The sequence below is a fragment of the Amycolatopsis sp. NPDC104775 genome (assembly GCF_055583325.1).
In genome coordinates this window covers 953,925-970,861 of the sequence record NZ_JBVJOE010000003.1, presented here as the reverse complement: position 1 = coordinate 970,861, position 16,937 = coordinate 953,925, and the positions used below count along the sequence as shown (strand labels likewise).

General features: G+C 69.1%; 17 protein-coding genes. 10 read left to right on the top strand and 7 right to left on the bottom strand.

What is annotated here, in order from left to right; all coding sequences use genetic code 11:
• The first annotated feature begins 259 nt into the window (after window positions 1–259).
• The gene (locus ACZ63D_RS18695; protein WP_465355534.1) at window positions 260–1,357 is read left to right on the top strand and encodes a S1 family peptidase; all 1,098 of its coding nucleotides are present in this window, start codon (window positions 260–262) and stop codon (window positions 1,355–1,357) included.
• Between the two features lie 124 nt (window positions 1,358–1,481).
• Here ACZ63D_RS18695 and ACZ63D_RS18690 read toward each other — a convergent pair whose 3' ends face one another.
• Together ACZ63D_RS18690 and ACZ63D_RS18685 are read right to left on the bottom strand one after the other, a co-directional pair.
• Window positions 1,482–1,889, bottom strand: a complete 408-nt coding sequence (locus tag ACZ63D_RS18690; protein WP_465355533.1) for an SsgA family sporulation/cell division regulator — start codon at window positions 1,887–1,889, stop codon at window positions 1,482–1,484.
• Between the two features lie 164 nt (window positions 1,890–2,053).
• Window positions 2,054–2,524, bottom strand: a complete 471-nt coding sequence (locus ACZ63D_RS18685) for an Lrp/AsnC family transcriptional regulator (RefSeq protein WP_465355532.1) — start codon at window positions 2,522–2,524, stop codon at window positions 2,054–2,056.
• A gap of 204 nt (window positions 2,525–2,728) precedes the next feature.
• Between ACZ63D_RS18685 and ACZ63D_RS18680 the strand changes: the two genes are divergently transcribed.
• Entirely contained in the window at window positions 2,729–3,727 is a 999-nt protein-coding gene (locus ACZ63D_RS18680) for a beta-ketoacyl-ACP synthase III (protein ID WP_465355531.1), read from the top strand.
• Between the two features lies 1 nt (window position 3,728).
• Here the strand turns inward: ACZ63D_RS18680 and ACZ63D_RS18675 are convergent, their stop codons facing one another.
• Entirely contained in the window at window positions 3,729–4,919 is a 1,191-nt protein-coding gene (locus ACZ63D_RS18675; protein ID WP_465355530.1) for an FAD-dependent monooxygenase, read from the bottom strand.
• A gap of 73 nt (window positions 4,920–4,992) precedes the next feature.
• Between ACZ63D_RS18675 and ACZ63D_RS18670 the strand changes: the two genes are divergently transcribed.
• Entirely contained in the window at window positions 4,993–5,448 is a 456-nt protein-coding gene (locus ACZ63D_RS18670; RefSeq protein WP_465355529.1) for a MarR family winged helix-turn-helix transcriptional regulator, read from the top strand.
• Here ACZ63D_RS18670 and ACZ63D_RS18665 read toward each other — a convergent pair.
• Window positions 5,445–6,917, bottom strand: a complete 1,473-nt coding sequence (locus ACZ63D_RS18665; protein WP_465355581.1) for an adenylate/guanylate cyclase domain-containing protein — start codon at window positions 6,915–6,917, stop codon at window positions 5,445–5,447. The two genes, ACZ63D_RS18670 and ACZ63D_RS18665, sit on opposite strands and share 4 nt — an antisense overlap.
• Before the next feature lie 89 nt (window positions 6,918–7,006).
• Here ACZ63D_RS18665 and ACZ63D_RS18660 point away from each other — a divergent pair, with 89 nt between their 5' ends.
• Together ACZ63D_RS18660 and ACZ63D_RS18655 are read left to right on the top strand one after the other, a co-directional pair.
• The gene (locus ACZ63D_RS18660; protein ID WP_465355528.1) at window positions 7,007–7,495 is read left to right on the top strand and encodes an FBP domain-containing protein; all 489 of its coding nucleotides are present in this window, start codon (window positions 7,007–7,009) and stop codon (window positions 7,493–7,495) included.
• A gap of 5 nt (window positions 7,496–7,500) precedes the next feature.
• Complete coding sequence (locus ACZ63D_RS18655; protein ID WP_465355527.1) at window positions 7,501–7,935, top strand: AAA family ATPase; 435 nt, start codon at window positions 7,501–7,503, stop codon at window positions 7,933–7,935.
• 1 nt (window position 7,936) lies between these two features.
• Here ACZ63D_RS18655 and ACZ63D_RS18650 read toward each other — a convergent pair whose 3' ends face one another.
• Window positions 7,937–8,749, bottom strand: a complete 813-nt coding sequence (locus ACZ63D_RS18650; RefSeq protein WP_465355526.1) for a class I SAM-dependent methyltransferase — start codon at window positions 8,747–8,749, stop codon at window positions 7,937–7,939.
• A gap of 80 nt (window positions 8,750–8,829) precedes the next feature.
• Window positions 8,830–9,528, bottom strand: coding sequence for a FadR/GntR family transcriptional regulator (locus ACZ63D_RS18645; protein ID WP_465355525.1), 699 nt, complete (start codon window positions 9,526–9,528; stop codon window positions 8,830–8,832).
• A gap of 77 nt (window positions 9,529–9,605) precedes the next feature.
• On the opposite strand from ACZ63D_RS18645, the gene ACZ63D_RS18640 reads away from it, so the two are divergent.
• Together ACZ63D_RS18640 and ACZ63D_RS18635 are read left to right on the top strand one after the other, a co-directional pair.
• Entirely contained in the window at window positions 9,606–9,944 is a 339-nt protein-coding gene (locus tag ACZ63D_RS18640; RefSeq protein ID WP_465355524.1) for a VOC family protein, read from the top strand.
• Between the two features lie 508 nt (window positions 9,945–10,452).
• On the top strand, window positions 10,453–11,214 hold the full coding sequence (locus ACZ63D_RS18635) for a sulfite exporter TauE/SafE family protein (protein ID WP_465355523.1): 762 nt from the start codon (window positions 10,453–10,455) through the stop codon (window positions 11,212–11,214).
• Here ACZ63D_RS18635 and hisC read toward each other — a convergent pair.
• Window positions 11,207–12,265, bottom strand: a complete 1,059-nt coding sequence (gene hisC / locus ACZ63D_RS18630) for a histidinol-phosphate transaminase (protein WP_465355522.1) — start codon at window positions 12,263–12,265, stop codon at window positions 11,207–11,209. The two genes, ACZ63D_RS18635 and hisC, sit on opposite strands and share 8 nt — an antisense overlap.
• A 104-nt stretch (window positions 12,266–12,369) precedes the next feature.
• On the opposite strand from hisC, the gene ACZ63D_RS18625 reads away from it, so the two are divergent.
• The 3 genes from ACZ63D_RS18625 to ACZ63D_RS18615 all read left to right on the top strand — a co-directional run bounded on the left by ACZ63D_RS18625 (window position 12,370) and on the right by ACZ63D_RS18615 (window position 16,924).
• Window positions 12,370–13,002: a dienelactone hydrolase family protein gene (locus ACZ63D_RS18625; RefSeq protein WP_465355521.1), complete on the top strand. Its 633-nt coding sequence runs from the start codon at window positions 12,370–12,372 to the stop codon at window positions 13,000–13,002.
• Between the two features lie 186 nt (window positions 13,003–13,188).
• Entirely contained in the window at window positions 13,189–15,168 is a 1,980-nt protein-coding gene (locus ACZ63D_RS18620) for an acetoacetate--CoA ligase (protein ID WP_465355520.1), read from the top strand.
• A 46-nt stretch (window positions 15,169–15,214) separates the two neighbouring features.
• The gene (locus tag ACZ63D_RS18615; RefSeq protein WP_465355580.1) at window positions 15,215–16,924 is read left to right on the top strand and encodes a phosphatidylglycerol lysyltransferase domain-containing protein; all 1,710 of its coding nucleotides are present in this window, start codon (window positions 15,215–15,217) and stop codon (window positions 16,922–16,924) included.
• Window positions 16,925–16,937 lie beyond the last annotated feature (13 nt).

Sequence of the window (16,937 nt, the reverse complement as noted above, 5' to 3'; positions counted from 1 at the left end):
TCACACGTCTGCCTCCGTACGGTCACCAAATGGCAGAAGAAATCCCGGCGTGCGGTCACCAAGAGTGTGAAACCTCGTGGAGTTCGCCGGTTCAGCGGAACAACCCACGGAAGCCCGCTCCGGCGGCCCACGCTCGGTAGTCGCGCAAGTCCCTACTTAAGGATTGCTCCGCTACCTATTCTCGCGCCCCCTTATTGCAGCGGATCGAACCGCCGCCGCACCCTTCGAGGCCGGGGGGAACCGAACGCGAGGGAGAAGCATGAAAGCCATCAGATTCCTCGGTGCCGCAACCGCTGCCGCCGCGGTGACGGCGATCTTCGCCGGCGTCCCGGCCGCGAGCGCCGCCCCGCTCAACCCCGACATGGTCCCGGCGATGCAGCGCGACCTCGGCCTCACCCACAGCCAGGCCCTCGCCCGGCTCGCGAACGAAGAGGCCGCGAGCAAGGTCGGCGCGGCACTGGAGAGGTCTCTCGGCGAACGCTTCAGCGGCACGAGCTTCAACGCGGCGACCGGCAAGGCCGTGGTCTCGGTGACCGACGCGGCGCTCGTCGATCAGGTGCGCGCGGCCGGTGCCGAGGCGAAGGTCGTCCGGTTCAGCGCTCGGCAGCTCGACTCGACCGTGCAGTCGCTCAACGCCCACGAGAAAGCCGCGCCGAAGTCGGTCACCGGCTGGGGCATCGACACCGCGAGCAACCGGATCAGCCTGACTGTCCTCAAGGGACAGCGCGGCGCGGCGGAGCAGTTCATCCGGCAGTCCGGTGTGGACAGCGCGGCCGTGGACGTGACGGAAACCTCGGCGGTGCCGAAGCCGCACTACAACGTGCTCGGCGGAGACGCGTACTACATCGGCAGCTCGTCCCGCTGCTCCGTCGGATTCTCGGTGAACGGCGGCTTCCTGACCGCTGGCCACTGCGCGGCGCTCACCGGCGGCGGCGCGCTGTCCGGCTACAACCGGGTCGCGATGGGCCAGTTCTCCACCTACCGCTTCCCGGGCGCGGACTACGCGGCCGCGCGGGTCAACAGCAACTGGACCCCGGTCGGCCAGATCAACAACGGCACCCGCGTCGCCGGTTCCACCGAGGCCGCGGTCGGCGCTTCGGTCTGCAAGTCCGGCTCCACCACCGGCTGGACCTGCGGCACGATCCGCGCCAAGAACCAGACCGTGCGCTATCAGGAGGGCACCGTGACCGGCATGGTGCTCACCAACGCCCGGTCCGACCACGGCGACTCCGGCGGTTCGTTCATCAGCGGAAACCAGGCGCAGGGCATGGTTTCCGGCGGCGACACCGTCAACAGCTACTACTACCCGGTGAACGTCGCGCTTTCGGCGACCGGCACGACGCTCGTCCGCGGCTGAGCTACGCGGGGAGTGCCCGCACAGGCACTCCCCGCAAGGTCCACATGCGACAGAGGCGGCTCGAGTGCCTCCAGCGCACTCGAACCGCCCCTGTCTTCCATTGCCGCGGGATCGGCAGGTCTTGTCACACGTTGCTGATCTCCTCGATCAGCCCGTCGATGTCGAAGTGCTCGCTCTCGGCTCCGAACGGCACCAGCTCGTAGGAAGATTCCAGGAACGCCTCGAGGTCGGCGCGCTCCAGCTCGAACGACGCGTAGCCGTCGGGCGATTCGATTTCCAGCGTCAGCAGGGCTTCGTCCTGCGACAGGTCCGGCCGGATCCGCACGTCGCCGATCCCGGTCGGCTCGTCGAGCCCGGTCACGAGCAGCTCGCGGGCGAACGTCCACTCGATCCACCGGCCGCGTTCGGTCCGGAACGCCACGGTGACCGCGTATGGCTCCGCCACGTGGAAGGAGAGACGGGACAGCACCGGCGTAGTGCTCTCGTTCAGCAGTACGAACTGGGTCTGGTGTACGGCGTCGGTGGTGTGCACGGCTGCTCCTGGTGTCCTCCGGTCGTTCGCGCCTCGCGAACTGGTCGGCAGGGAGATGATCGGCCAGGGGGCACATGACGGCGTTCCGCTGACGTTCACGCGATCGGTTGCATCAGGACGCGAACACGTAACGCCGGACACAGAACCCTTGTGTTCCGCCAGGATCAGGAGAGCGGCAGCGTGAGGCCCACTTTGACCCGGTCCATCGCCACGCTCGTGGTGAAATGCCGGACGTTGGGGTTGTCGAAGAACATCCGCCGCGCGAAAGTCTCGAACGCCGCCATGTCCGGGCAGGTGACCACCAGGACGAAGTCCGCGGTGCCGGTGACGTAGTAGCACTGCTGCACGCAATCGTCGGCCAGCACCTGGGCGCGGAAGCCGTCGAGCACCGCCAGGCTCTCGCGCTCCATCTCGACCATGACGACGAACGTCATGTCCAGCCCGAGCGCGGCCGGGGACAGCACCGCGACCTCTTTCTCGATCACTCCGGCTTCGCGCAGCCGTTTGATCCGCCGCTGCACGGCCGCGGCGGACAGGCCGACCTTGGCCCCGATGACCTCGGCGATCGTGCGGGCGTCGGTCTGCAGGCAGGAGAGGATGGCGAGGTCAAGCTGGTCCAGGTCGGGAGTGCGCACACTTCAGGCTAACCGGGCGCACCGACAAAAAGCCTCGCAATTACCACGCCGCCGATCCGCCGTGTGCAATACCTCCTATTGAGCGAATGTGGAAGAGGTCTCTTAGTGACGTGGAACACAACTGACCGGTCTACCCAGGGGTAGGCCATACAAGGGGAGGCAACCGGCGACGTCCGCCAACCAGCCGGTCTGGGAGGTTCCGCCATGAGTGCTGTCCGGTCGTGCCATCGTGCCGCTGTCGTCGCCGGACTCGGCGGCGCGCTGCCCGAGCACGTGGTGACGAACCACGAGATCGCGGGCCGGCTGGACACCAGCGACGAGTGGATCCGCACCCGCACCGGGATCCGGGAGCGTCGCAGGGTCGCGCCTGACCAGTCCACAGTGGACCTGGCGGAGGAGGCGGGCCGGGCGGCGCTCGGTCCGGACGGGCGCGCGGACGCCGTCGTGCTCGCCACCTCCACCGCCGACCAGCTGTGCCCGGCCACCGCGCCGCAGGTAGCCGCGCGGCTCGGACTCGGCACGGCGCTGGCGTTCGACGTCAACGCGGTGTGCAGCGGGTTCGTCTACGCGCTCGCGACCGCCGCCGGGTTCATCGCGGCCGGGATGGCCGAGCGGGTGCTGGTGATCGGCGCGGACGTCTTCACCTCGCTGGTCGACCCGGACGACCGCACCACGGTGCCGATCTTCGGCGACGGCGGCGGCGCGGTGCTGCTGCGCGCGGGCGAGCCCGGCGAACGCGGCGCGCTGGGTCCGTTCGACCTGCACAGCGAGGGCGAACTGGCCAAACTTCTGTGGGTCGAGGCCGGCGGCGCGGCGCAGCGGGTGCCGGAGAACCCGAAGGACCGGTTCATGGTCATGCAGGGCACGGCCGTGTTCCGGCAGGCGTGCGCGCGGATGGCGGAATCCTCGCGCGCGGTGCTGGACCAGGCGGGCTGGATGGTCGGCGACGTCGACCGGTTCGTCGGGCACCAGGCGAACATTCGCATCCTGCAAGCGACCGCGAAGCAGCTCGGCATGCCCGCGGACGCGGTGGTGTCGAACATCGACCGGGTCGGCAACACCAGCGCGGCGTCGATCCCGCTGGCGCTCGCGGACGCGGTCGCCGACGGGACGCTGACGCCGGGGCACCGGGTGCTGCTCACCGCGTTCGGGGCCGGGCTGACCTGGGGTTCCACGGTGCTGACCTGGCCTGAACTGCCCTGAGCTAGGCGTACTCGGGCAGCGTGATCGCCTCCGAGCGCGGTGTGCCGAACCGTCCCGCGACCTTGCCCAACCGGCGCGCCAGCGGCGTGCTCGCCATCCGCAGCGCGGCATGGATCGCGGTCCGATGCGCCTGCGCCCGCGGCATCGTCACCTGCGGTGCGCCGGGGAAGAGCCGCTGCGCCTCGGTGACCAGCGGCCGCATCCGGCGTTCGTACTGATCGAACGCGGCGCGTGGGTCATTGCTGGCCATGAGCTCTCCGGCCAGGATGTACGCGCCGGTGAGCGCGAGCGTCGTGCCCATGCCGCTGACCGGCGAAGCGCAGTAAGCGGCGTCGCCGAGCAGGACGACCCGTCCTTGGCTCCACGTCGGCAGTTTCGCCTGGCCGACGTCCTCCAGGTACAGCGAACCGTTGTCCATTTCGGCCAGAACGCGCGGTCCTTCCCAGCCGACGTCGGCGTACGTCTTGCGCAGCACGGACACCGTGTCCTCGGGCGTGAGCCGGTCCAGTCCGCGTACGTCGGACAGGAAGAACAGCCCGGCACGCATCGTGCCCACGTTGTCCGGACGCAGGAACAACATCCGGCCGCGGCCGCAGAACATCGAGCGCCACCAAGCTGTGTCGGTGGAAATGCGCGGGAGCGCGAGGTGTGCGGTGTAGAGCCCGAGTTCGCGCGGACGCGCGTCGGGCATCAGCATCGCGCGAGTGCGGGAGCGCAGGCCTTCGGCGATGACCACCGCGTCGAAGCGCTGGGTTCGGCCGCTCTGGAAGTCGACGTCCACGCCGGTGCCGTCGTCGTGCAGCGCGCGAATCTGGTCGCCGAATCGATATGTCGTCTCACCGGCTGACTGCTCATACAGCAACCTTGAGAGCTGGCCGCGCAGGATTTCGATCTCGGCGGTCCCGCCGCCGGAATCGCCCTCGCCCGCGCGGAACTCGGCGACCACGCGCCCGTGTTCGTCCACGAACTGCGTACCGATCTCGCCGGTGTGCGCGGCGCGGACCGCCTCTTCGAGCCCCATTTTCCGCAGCACTTGGCGGCCGACGCCGCGGATGTCGACGTTTTGGCCCTCCTCGCGCAGCTGATCGAACCGCTCGACGACGGTGACGTCCCAGCCGGACCGGGCGAGCCGGGACGCGAGCGCGGGGCCGGCGATGCTGGCTCCGGAGATGAGAAGACTGCGCCGGGTCATCGGGTTCTCCTTGCCTCGGGATAGGTACATAGATAACCTATCTATTAGATTGTCTACTGACAAGGAAGATCGCGTGGACGAGAACCAGGCAGCGCTCGAGGGCATGAACGAGACGACCTTCGCGGTGCGTGACGTCATCGAGGCCAGCCGCGACTTGATGGCGCGGATGGCGAAGAGCGTCGAGATGAACGCGAACGACCTCACCGCGATCGCGATCCTCAACCACCACGGACCGATGGGTCCGGTGGCATTGGGCCGCCGCCTCGGGATCAGCGGTCCGTCGGCGACCACGCTGGTGGACCGGATGGAAGCGGCTGGTTACCTGGCGCGCGTCCGCAGCGACACCGATCGCCGCCGGGTGGCGGTCACCGTCACCGACCAAGCCCGGGCGATCGCGGCCGCGGTGTGGCGGCCGCCGATCGAAAAGCTGGATGCGGTGTCACGCACGCTCAGCGAGTCGGAAAGCGTTGTGGTGCGGGCATTTCTGGCCCGGATCACGGAGGTGATGAACGAGGGGCGGGAGCTCTAGGTCGTCCACGTCCGGGTCTCGCGGTGGCGGCCGCGCAGGTGGAGTTCGCCGTGCAACCGCCAGTGTTCCCGCTCGCCGCCCAGCGCGGACTTCACCGTCGTTTCGCTGGCGAGCACCCGGGACGGCACCGCTTTCGCGTGTTCGGTGAGCCGCGCGGCTTCGTTCACCGCGTCGCCGATCACCGTGTACTCCAGGCGGCTCGACGCACCGAGTTGCCCGGCGAAAACTTGCCCGGTCGCGACGCCGATCCCCAGGTCAAGCTCGCCTTCCGACAGCACCGCGTCACGGATGGCGCGGGCCGCGGCGAGCGCCATCGTCGGGCCGTCGGACAGCCGGGTCGGCGCGCCGAAAACGCAGAGCGCCGCGTCGCCCTGGAACTTGTTGACCAGCCCGCCCCGGGCGTCCACCGCGGATACCACGCTCGCGAAAAAGCGGTTCAGCTTCTCGACCAGTTCCTGCGGCGGAGTGCGCGAGGCCAGCGCGGTCGAGTCCACGACATCCACGAACAACGCGGTGACCTCGCGGACGTCGCCGGAGAGCGAAGCGCCGTATTCGAGCGCGTGCCGGGCGACGTCGGTGCCGACGTGCCTGCCGAAGAGATCGCGCATCCGGTCCTGTTCGCGCAGCCCGGCGGCGAGGTCATTGACCGACGCCTGCAGCATCCCGATCTCGCTGGAATCGTCCACGTCGACGTGCACGTCCTTGCGTCCGCGCGCGATCGCGTCCAGCGCGATCCGCAGCCGGTGCAGCGGCGCGGCGACGGCGCGGGACAGGAGCGCAGTGCCGATCGCGCCGGTCGTCAGGCCGGTCACGGACAGCACGATCAGGCTCGCCGCCGGGTTTCCGTTGCGGCCGAGGTCGGGCGGCGTGGTCACCAGCAGCACGCCGATCAGCGGCACGCCGCTCGCCAGCACCCAGGTGACGACCAGCCGGGTCAGTACGGTGACCGGCAGCGAACCCCGCGGCGGCAGGACGGCGAGCGCCATCGTCATCACCGGCCGCGCGACCCATTCCGCGGCCAGATACGTGAGCCCGACCGTGGTCAGACCGCCGAGCCCGATGGTGAGCGCGATGCCCGCCGCGTCGCCGATCGAGCCGAGGACCCCGGCCAGAATCCCGAGCGCGAGCGCGCCGATCAGCCAGAGCGTGCCGCTCACCACCGCCATGTCGAACGGCAGCCGCAACGCGCGTTTCGCCTCGTCCGCGGTCGGCGGGCGGCCGATCGTGAACCACACCACGGTGCGCCGCTGCAGGTAAGCGGTCCAGAGCGTGCCGACGACCAGAGCGAGCGCGACCACCCCGGCCGCGGTGACGCCGAGCACCCAGCCGCGGTCGTCGACGTCCTCCGGCAAACCCTGCAGGAGCAGCAGCAACGCGACGACCCCGGCGCCGGCGACACTCGATCCGACGCCGAGCGCGGCGAAGCCCAGACTGGTGCGCAGAACCAGCCGGAACCTCCCCGCGATCATCGTGCGCACCAGCAGATCGTATGGGGTGGCGGGCCCGGGAGCGAAAAAAGCTGTCGCTGCCGCGGTGCGGCGATGGTTAGCGTGGTCGTATGCAACCGCTCGACCCCGCTGAGATCCGCGCTTCGTTCGTCAACTGTTCCCGCGGGGAAGCCAAATCCGTCACGCTCCCCTCGGACATCCCGTGGGAGAAGCGCGACTTCCTCGGCTGGCGCGACGTGAAGGCTCCTGGCCGGGCGTACCTCGTCGTGCCGCACGGCGACGAGGTGATCGGCCTGTCGCTGCGGGCCGCGCCGTCGCCGAAATCGCGGCTGCGCAGCAACATCTGCGCGTTCTGCACCACGACGCATCCGCTCGCCGACATCGCGTTGTTCACCGCCCGGCTGGCCGGAAAGCCTGGTCGCGACGGCAACACGGTGGGCACGTATTTGTGCGCTGACCTGGCGTGCAGCGCGTACCTGCGCGGCGAGCTCAAGCCAGCGGTGCCGCAGCCGAAGGAATCGCTCTCGGAGGAACAGCGCGTCGAGCGGATGAACGAGAAGATTGGCCGGTTCGTGGCGCGGGTGCTGGAAACGCGGTAGCCGGCGTGCGGGTGCTCGTGACCGGGATGTCCGGAGCAGGGAAAAGCAGCCTGCTTACGGAGCTGTCTCGGCGCGGGTACCGCACGGTCGACACCGATTACGGCGGTTACACCCGCGATGGGCTTTGGCGGGAAGACCGGATGGCCGCGTTGCTGTCGACGCCGGGTCCGTTGTTCGTGTCCGGCACGGTCTCGAACCAGGTGCGGTTCTATCCGCGATTCACCCAGGTCGTGTTGCTGAGCGCGCCGCGCGAGGTGCTGATCGAGCGGCTGGCGACGCGCACCGGCAATCCGTACGGGAAGCATCCGGACGAACTGGCCGAGACATTGCGGTATCTGGACGAGGTCGAGCCGCTGTTGCGCTCGTCGGCGATGTTCGAGGTGGTGACCACGGTGCCGGTGGCCGAGGTCGCCGACGCGGTGCTGCGCCGGGTCGGCTGAGTCAGAAATCCCACTCCGCGATCCGGCCCATTTTGCGGAGCACCGGAAACAGGGCCGAGGCGCGCAGTGCCAGCCGGGACGCGGCCGGGATTTTCGCCAGTGCTTCGTCGCTCGCCCATTCGGTCGCGTCCAAACAGGACACCAGGCGAAGGCCGTAGCGTTCCAGTTCGTGCGGATCGTCGATGCCCCAATGCAAAGTCGCTCCCGCGCGGCGGACCACCGGGTTGATCCGCTGTGCCTTGATGCCGAGCGAGCTGAAGAAATCCGCCACGATCCGGCCGGAGGGGAACTTGCCGACGAGCCTGCGGACCAGTTCGGTGCCGGTCTCCGCGGTGAGGTACATGGTGAGCCCTTCGGCCACGATCAACGCCTCGCGGTCGCCGGGAACCTGGTCGAGCCAGTCGAAATCGGTGACTGACGAGCCGATCGCCGAGTACCCGGGCCGCTGCGGGTAAATCCGGCCGCGGACGTCGACGACCTCGGGATAGTCCACGTCGAACCAGGTGACCGACGGCGGCGGGTCGAGCCGGTACACGCGGGTGTCCATTCCGCAGCCGAGGTGCACGACGATCGCGTCCGGGTGCTCGGCCAGCCAGGCGGCGGCCAGCGCGTCGATCGCGCTCGCCCGGATCGCGACGGACACCGCGGCGTTCTCGTTCACGCCGAGCCTGCGGAAGTCGTAGTCGATCTTTTTGACCGCCTCGTCCGCGGCGGTGTCGCCGAGGATCGGATCGACCCGGCGCGCGTCGAGCGCACGGGCGTACAGCGTGCCGAGGTTGGTCGCCTTTTCCTCGGTGAAGTGCACTTTCTCCACGGCCGGCCCCCTGAGTGTCACAGTTTTCACAAACTTGTGAAGACTGTAGCGCTGATTGCCGGCCGCGGCATCCTCCTCGCTCAGGAAGACGCGTAATCGTGGGCGTAGGTTTTCGCGTCCAGCAGGTGTTTGAGGGTGATCTCGCGGGCCGCCGCCGCGTCCGAACGGCTGATGGCGTCGAGAATCGCCCGGTGCTCGGCCACTGCCTTGCGGATCTGCCCAGGCAGCCGCAGTGCGGCCCGGCGTTCCTCGCCGACCAGGGCGAGCACCGAACGGAGCAGATCGGCGACGTCGTCATTGCCCGCGTTGCCGGCGATCACCCGGTGGAATTCGGCGTCAGTCGCGATGACGCGCAGCATGTCGCCTGCCGCCGCGGCCGCCTCCATCTCCGCGACGTTGTCCGCGAGCCGCTGCACGACGCGCGGCGTGTGCTGCCGCGCGAGCCGCTCGGCGAGGGTCGGCTCGACGGTCGCGCGCAGGTCGAACAGCTTCTCCACCAGCTGCTCGTGCTCGGAAAACCAGCTGCTCAGCGGGCTGTCGGCGGTGCCTTGCTCGCGGACGTAGGTGCCCGACCCGGCCCGGATCTGGACGTACCCGATCGAATCCAGGACGCGCAACGCCTGCCGCAGCGACCCGCGGCTGATGCCGAGCTGCTCGCACAGCGCGCGTTCCGCGGGCAGCCGCGAGCCCGGCGGAAGCTCGCCCGAGTCGATCATCGTGCGGAGATGGTCGACCGTGGCGCTCCAGACCTGGTCGGATTCGTGGGCCACGCCGCCCATCCTGGCAGCTGGCGACGCGAGACGCGGGAAATTGTCGGTGGCGGGTGTCACCATCGTCAGCGGGAAAGGGAGGGATCATGCCCGCGAAGTTCAAGGACCTGGCACTCGACGCGCTGGATCATCAGGCACAGGCCGACTGGTGGTGCTCGGCGCTCGGCTACGTCCGCCGGAGCCCGCCCGGCGAGCAGCACTTTCCGGTCGCGATCGTGGACCCGGCCGGCGAGGGGCCGTTGCTCTGGCTGAACCCGGTGCCGGAACGCAAGACGGTGAAGAACCGGATGCACCTGGACGTGTGGGGAGATCCGGCCGAGCTGATCGCGGCCGGGGCGCGGATGGTGGCGGAGCGGGGAGGGGACCGGGAGTGGCACGTGCTGGCGGATCCGGAGGGGAATGAGTTTTGCGTATTTGAGCGGTGAGGCGCTGGGGCGGAGTGGGGGCTCGGGCTGGGGCCGGGGAAGAGCGAGGAGCGGCAGGGGAGGTGTGCTGACGGAGAACGGGAATGGAGGCTAGGCCGAAGCGCGGACCTGATGGCGCGGAGGGTGCTGGCGGACGTGTTGGTGCGGAGCTTGTGGGCGGACCTGGTGGCCCGGAGGTGCTGGCGAACGTGCTGGTGCGGAGCCTGTGGGCGGACCTGATGGTGCGGGGCTTGCTGGCGGACCTGATGGCGTGGAGCCTGTGGCGGACTGATGGCCCGGAGCGTGCTGGCAAACATGATGGCCCGGAGCGTGCACGAACCCGATGGCCCAGAGCTTGCTGGCGGACGTGTTGGCACGCGGGTGGTCCCTTGGTGCGCGTCCATGGGTGATCGCCGGTGAGCTGAAGCCCGTCGCTCAGCCCGGCTGACGGTGCCTTCGAGTGTCTGACCGGACACATCGCGTCGCCGCATCCCGGGGCTCCTGCTTAGGGTCGGCGGGTGAGTGCTTTATGAGCTGGTGGCACGCCGTCGTCATCTTCGTCGCCGGGATGTGGGCCGGGACCATCAACACGGTGGTCGGGTCCGGGACGCTCGTGACCTTCCCGGTGCTCGTCGCCCTGGGTTATCCGCCGGTGACCGCCACGACGTCGAACGCGGTCGGGCTCGCGCCGGGCACGGTCAGCGGAGCGTATGGCTACCGGCATGAGCTGGCCGGGTACTGGCCGCAGGTGGTGCGGTTCGCGGTCGCCTCGTTCTTCGGGGCCATCGGCGGCACCGTGCTTCTCCTGACGCTGCCCAAGGACGCCTTCGAGAAGATCGTGCCGGTGCTCGTCGGGCTCGCCGTCGTGCTCGTGGTCGTTCAGCCCAAGGTGTCGAAGTGGGTGCAGAAACGCCGCGAGGCCAACGGGCGCGAACACCACGCCGGGCCGTTGCTCTTCGGGCTGCTGTTTGTCATCGGCGTCTACGGCGGCTACTTCACCGCCGCGCAGGGCGTCATGCTGATGGCCGTCATGGGCATGCTGTTGTCCGAACCATTGCAACGGCTCAACGGTGTCAAGAACGTGCTGTCCGCGGTCGTGAACATCGTCGCCGGCACGATTTACGCGTTCGTCGCCCCGGTGAGCTGGCCGGTGATCGGGCTGCTCGCGGTCGGGTCCACGATCGGCGGGCAGCTCGGGGCCAAGATCGGCCGCAAGCTGCCGCCCACCGTGCTCCGCGGCGTGATCGTCGTGATCGGAATCGCCGCGGTCGTGCAGCTGATTCTCAAATAGCCGCGAATTCCTTGGCCGCGGCCAGCATCAGGTCGTTCTCCTCGGGCGTCCCGATCGTCACCCGCGCGCCCTCGCCGGGGAACGGGCGCACGATCAGCTTCCGGTCGAGCATGTGCTCGGCGAAGGCCGCGGTGCGCTCGCCGAGCGGGAACCACACGAAGTTCGCCTGCGTCGGCGGGATCTCGTAACCCATCTCCAGCAACGCGTCCCGCACCCGGGTCCGCTCGGAGATGATCTCCTGGCACCGGGCGAGCAGTTCGTCCTCCGCGTCGAGCGACGCGATCGCGGCCACCTGCGCGATGCTGTTCACCGAGAACGCCACGTACACCTGCTGCAACGCCTGCGCGATCGGCTCCGGGGCCACCGCGTACCCGACGCGCAACCCGGCGAGCCCGTAAGCCTTCGAGAACGTGCGCAGCACCGCCACATTGCCGTGCGTCCGCGTGAATTCGACGCCGTCCGGCACCTCGGGGTCGGTGACGAATTCCTTGTACGCCTCGTCCAGCACCACGAGCACGTGCGGAGGGACCGCTTCGAGGAAGCGCTCGATCTCGTCCCGGTGCAGCACGGTGCCGGTCGGGTTGTTGGGGTTGCAGACGAACACCAGCTTGGTGCGGTCGGTGATCCGCGCCAGCATCGCGTCGAGGTCCAGCCCGTGCTCCGGCGTCAGCGGAACCTTCACACCCGTCGCGAGCGCCACCTGGACCACGATCGGGTAGGCCTCGAACGACCGCCAGCCGAACAGCACCTCGTCGCCGGGGCCGCACAGCGCCTGGATCATCTGCTGGCACAGCGAAACCGAGCCGCAGCCGATCGCGAGCCGCTGCGCGGGCACGTCCAGCCGTCGTGAAAGCCGCTCGCGCAAGGCTTGGGAACCGTTGTCCGGGTACCGGTTCACTCCGGTTACCGCAGCCGTGATCGCCGCCTGGACGCTCGGCAGCGGACCGCCGGGCACCTCGTTGCTCGCGAGCTTGACGGCCCCTTCGATCGTTCGGCCGGGGACGTACTTCGGCAACGAATCGAGGTCAGGGCGGGGGGCGAGGGACGGCATCGTCGGAACTCCTCGGTTTTCACGGGACGACGGGGTCACCGTATCTCGCCCCGGCCGATCCGGAAAGGTTCCCAATGTTCACCCAGAGGTGATTGCATGAGGCGATGACGTCGACGACCACCGTGGATCACCAGCGTACCGACGGCAGCACCCTCCGCCTCACCTTCGCCGAACCCGACGGCGCCCCTCGCGGCGGCCTGGTGGTCCTGCACGAGGGCGACGGGGTCACCGACGGGGTCCTGCTGCTGGTCAAAAGCCTTGCCGGCGAAGGCTGGCTCACTGTCACCCCGCACATCGAGTCCGGCGAACAGCTGACTCAGCGCGATCTGCTCGACGCCACCGACCGCACGCTGGACTGGCTCACCGACCGCGGCGTCGAAGCCGACCTGCGGGGCGTGGTGGGCTTCGACCTCGGCGGCACGGCGGCGCTGGTAGTCGCCTCGCACCGCAAGCTGGGCGCGGCGGTGAGCGTCGGCGGCCAGGCGGTGACGGAACTGCCGAAGCTGCTGGAAATCGCCGGCCGCGTGACCAGCCCGTGGCTCGGCATGTACGGCGACGCCGGGGACGAGGCGGGGGAGGCCCAGGTGGAGCAGCTGCGCGAGGCCGCGGCGTCGGCGAAAGTCGCGACGAACGTCGTGCGCTATCCGGGCGCGAACCACCGCTTCGACGCCGACCCCAGCGCGGCGGAAGAGGCCTGGCAGCGCACCCTCGCCTGGTTTGACGCCCATCTCCGCTGATCTCCGGCACCGCCCTGGACGGGTCGCTGCGCGAGAGCGAACCGCGGCAGCGACTCGTCCTGGTCGCCATTGTGTCCTTTGTAGAGAGACGGCAGCTGTTCCGGAACGGAAGCCGTCGGTCCGCTGCTGAGCGACTTCCAGAAATAGTCGGCGGTGTCGCGAGCATTCCAGGGTTAGCATCGGCGAGTGAACGAGAACGCCGCTGCTCCCGAGGTGCTTTGGCGACCCGATCCGAACCGGGTCGCTGACACCAAGATCGAGGCTTTCCGCCGACGGCTGCGCGAGCGGCACGGCGTCGAACTGGCCGACTACGACGACCTGTGGCACTACTCGGTCGAGCACGTTCCGGAGTTCTGGACGGCGGTGGCGGAGTTCTTCGGCGTGCGCTGGCACGAGCAGCCGCGAGAAATCCTGTCCGGTTCGATGCCGGACGCGAAATGGTTCGACGGCGGCACGCTCAACTACGCCGAACACGCGCTGAGCCCGGACACCGGCGGCGCGCCGAAGGCCGACGACGAACTCGCGGTGATTTTCCACCGCGAGGACGGGCTCGCCGAGCAATTCACCTACGGCGACCTCCGCGCGCACGTCGCTGCCGCGCGAGCCGCGTTGCGAGCTTTCGGTGTCAGCAAAGGAGATCGCGTCGTCGCGCTCGCGCCGAACTGCCCGCAGACGCTCATCGCCTTCCTCGCCACCGCCAGCCTTGGCGCGATCTGGTCGACGTGTTCCCCGGACTTCGGCATCAGTGCGATCGCCGACCGGTTCACCCAGATTGAGCCGAAGGTGCTCCTCGCGGTGAACGGATACGCTTACAACGGCCGGAATTTCGACATCCGCGACACCGTTCAGCGGCTGCGCGAACAGATTCCGTCTCTAGAGGCCACAGTTTTGGTGAAATACCTCGGAGACGTAACGCTTGACGGCGTCATCGACTGGAACGCGATGCTCGCCGAACACGCGGGCGGCGAGCTGGCGTACGAGCCGGTGGACTTCGCGCATCCGTTGTGGATCCTGTATTCCTCGGGCACGACGGGGCTCCCGAAGGGCATCGTGCAGGGCCACGGCGGCATCGTCGTCGAACACTTCAAGGCGCTGGGCCTGCAAAGCGGGCTCGGGTCGGGCGATCGGTTGTTCTGGTTCACCACCACCGGCTGGATGATGTGGAACTTCGTCGCCTCAGGGCTTCTCGTCGGCGCCACGATCGTGCTGTACGACGGCAGTCCTGGCCATCCAGACCTGACCACGCTGTGGCGCCTGGCCGAACAGCACCGCGTCACCTACTTCGGCACGTCCGCGCCGTTCATCCAGAGCTGCCTCCGAGCAGGCCTCGTCCCAGCCGAGCGCTACGACCTCAGCGCGCTGCGCGTGGTCGGCTCGACCGGTTCGCCGTTGTCCGCGGAGGGCTTCCGCTGGATCGCCGACGCGGTCAGCCGAGACGCGCAGATCTGCTCGGTCTCCGGCGGCACCGACCTGTGCGCGGCGATCGTCACCGCCGCGCCGGACGTTCCGGTGTGGCTGGGCGAACTGTCCTGCCGTGCGCTCGGCGTGGCCGCGGCGGCGTTCGACGACCACGGTGAACCGGTGGTCGAGCAGGTCGGCGAGCTGGTGATCACCGAGCCGATGCCGTCTATGCCGGTCGCGTTCTGGAACGACCCGGACGGTTCCCGGCTGCGCGAGGCGTACTTCGAGACGTATCCGGGTATCTGGAGGCATGGCGATTGGGTCAAGATCACCCGCCGCGGCTCGGCGGTGGTCTACGGCCGCAGTGACGCGACGCTCAACCGCGGCGGCGTCCGGATGGGTACCGCCGAGTTCTACCGGGTCGCGGAGAGCTTCGCCAAGGTCGCCGACTCGCTGGTCATCGACACGTCGGCGGCGGGCAACGAGGACGGGCAGCTGGTGTGTTTTCTCGTACTCACGGCCGGTGCGAAGCTGGAAGAAGTAGAGGCTGACCTGCGGAAAGAGCTGCGCAACGCGCTGTCGCCACGACACGTACCCGATCGGTTCATCGTCGTTTCCGAGATCCCCCGTACGTTGAACGGTAAGAAGTGCGAAGTACCAGTGAAGCGAATTCTCTCCGGAGTCGCGCCGGAGAGAGCGGTGAGCAGGGACGCGCTGGCCAACCCGGCCGCGCTGGCCCCTTTCGTAGAGCTCGCCGCGGAGTGAACGCGCCAACGGGGGGAAGCATGGCAGGGCCGTGCGTGTTGCACGCGTGGTGACGGGGACGCGCGCGCAGCACACTTGGCAGGCAGCAGGCGTCACGTCGGTTGTCGCGATCACGTGGGTGACCAGGCTGGCCGGCCTGCTCGCCATCGTGTCCACCGTCGTACCGGTGGGCCGCGACGTGCGCGGGCACGTGGCCAAATGGCTGGAACTGCCGAGCGAAGCGACCACCGCGGCGGCCGCTGTGGCGCTGGTCACCGGTGTGTTGCTGATCATGCTCGCCGCCGGGCTCCGCCGCCGCAAGCGCCGCGCGTGGCAGCTGGCGGTCGGCTTCGCCGCGCTGTTGGCGTTGTCACATCTCGGGCTGCGGCACGTTTTCGGCGCGGGCGTGGTGTCGATGGTGCTGCTCGCCGGGCTCATCGGCACGCGGCGGTACTTCATCGCCCGCCCGGACCCGACCGTCGGCCGCTGGCGTGCGCTGCGGGTGCTGTTGCAGCTGGTGCTGGCCGGGTTCGTGCTCAACTTCGCGCTCCTTTCGGTCGCGCCCGCCCGGATGCTCGACCCGCTGAGCTTCGCCGACCGGCTCGCCCAGTCCGCGCTCGCGCTCACCGGCGTCAGCGGGCCCGCGGTGTTCCACGAGATGTGGTTCGAGGATCTGTCCGCGTCGGTCGGGCTGGTTTTCAGCATCACCGGCGTGCTGGTGTCGGCATACTTCCTGCTGCGTTCGTCCGAACCCGCGCCGGAGCTGTCCGACGACGAACTGGCGCGGCTGCACGAGTTGCTGAAACAGCACGGGGACCGAGACTCGCTGGGCTACTTCGCGCTGCGCCGCGACAAGTTCGCCGTCTTCTCCAAGACCGGCAAGGCGGCCGTCACCTTTCGCGTGATCGCCGGTGTCGCTTTGACGTCGGCCGATCCGCTCGGCGACCACGAGGCCTGGCCCGGCGCGATCGAGGAGTACCTGGACATCTGCCAGCGCAACGCCTGGGTGCCCGCCGCGATGGGCGCGTCCGAACTGGGCGCGACGGTGTGGGCCCGGTTCGGCCTGGAGGTGCTGGAAATCGGCGACGAGGCCGTCGTCGACACCGAGACGTTCACGCTGGAAGGCCGCGTCATGCGCGGCGTGCGGCAGGCGGCGTCGAGGACGAAGCGGGCCGGCTACAAGGTCCTCGTGCGCCGGGCCGAAGACCTGCGTCCCGGCGAACTGTCCGAGCTGGTGCACCTGGCCGCCACCTGGCGCGGCACCGAAACCGAACGCGGCTTCTCGATGGCGCTGGGCCGCATGGGCGACCCCGGTTCGGTGATCGTCACCGCGGAACAGGGCGGCCGCGTCCGGGGCGTGCTGCAGTTCGTGCCGTGGGGCGAGCGAGGCCTGTCGCTGGACGTGATGCGCCGGGACCGCACCGCCGATAACGGCGTGAACGAGCTGATGATCTCGGAGCTGCTGCTGTACTCCCGCGAGAACGGCATCGACCACGTGTCGCTGAACTTCGCCGCCTTCCGCGCCCTGATGGAACAGGGCCAGCGCATCGGCGCGGGCCCCGTGGCCCGGCTCTCGGCGAAGGTCCTGCACTTCTTCTCGCGCTGGATCCAGATCGAAAGCCTCTACCGGTTCAACGCCAAGTTCCAGCCCCGGTGGGTCCCGCGGTATCTGGTGTATCCCGGCGTCGGGTCCCTCCCGCGCGTCGGCATCGCGACCTTCGAAGCCGAGGGCCTCGGCGGCCGTTCGCCCTGGTTGCGCAGGGTGCTGCACCGTTGAGGGGGGTGCCTTC

What these genes read in the sequence shown, in the direction of transcription:
- ACZ63D_RS18660 (WP_465355528.1), top strand. Translation starts at nt 7,007, where the DNA reads ATGCAACCGCTCGACCCCGCTGAGATCCGCGCTTCGTTCGTCAACTGT.
- ACZ63D_RS18645 (WP_465355525.1), bottom strand. Translation starts at nt 9,528, where the DNA reads ATGGGCGGCGTGGCCCACGAATCCGACCAGGTCTGGAGCGCCACGGTC.
- ACZ63D_RS18675 (WP_465355530.1), bottom strand. Translation starts at nt 4,919, where the DNA reads ATGACCCGGCGCAGTCTTCTCATCTCCGGAGCCAGCATCGCCGGCCCC.
- ACZ63D_RS18640 (WP_465355524.1), top strand. Translation starts at nt 9,606, where the DNA reads ATGCCCGCGAAGTTCAAGGACCTGGCACTCGACGCGCTGGATCATCAG.
- ACZ63D_RS18680 (WP_465355531.1), top strand. Translation starts at nt 2,729, where the DNA reads ATGAGTGCTGTCCGGTCGTGCCATCGTGCCGCTGTCGTCGCCGGACTC.
- ACZ63D_RS18625 (WP_465355521.1), top strand. Translation starts at nt 12,370, where the DNA reads ATGACGTCGACGACCACCGTGGATCACCAGCGTACCGACGGCAGCACC.
- hisC (WP_465355522.1), bottom strand. Translation starts at nt 12,265, where the DNA reads ATGCCGTCCCTCGCCCCCCGCCCTGACCTCGATTCGTTGCCGAAGTAC.
- ACZ63D_RS18635 (WP_465355523.1), top strand. Translation starts at nt 10,453, where the DNA reads ATGAGCTGGTGGCACGCCGTCGTCATCTTCGTCGCCGGGATGTGGGCC.
- ACZ63D_RS18665 (WP_465355581.1), bottom strand. Translation starts at nt 6,917, where the DNA reads ATGATCGCGGGGAGGTTCCGGCTGGTTCTGCGCACCAGTCTGGGCTTC.
- ACZ63D_RS18695 (WP_465355534.1), top strand. Translation starts at nt 260, where the DNA reads ATGAAAGCCATCAGATTCCTCGGTGCCGCAACCGCTGCCGCCGCGGTG.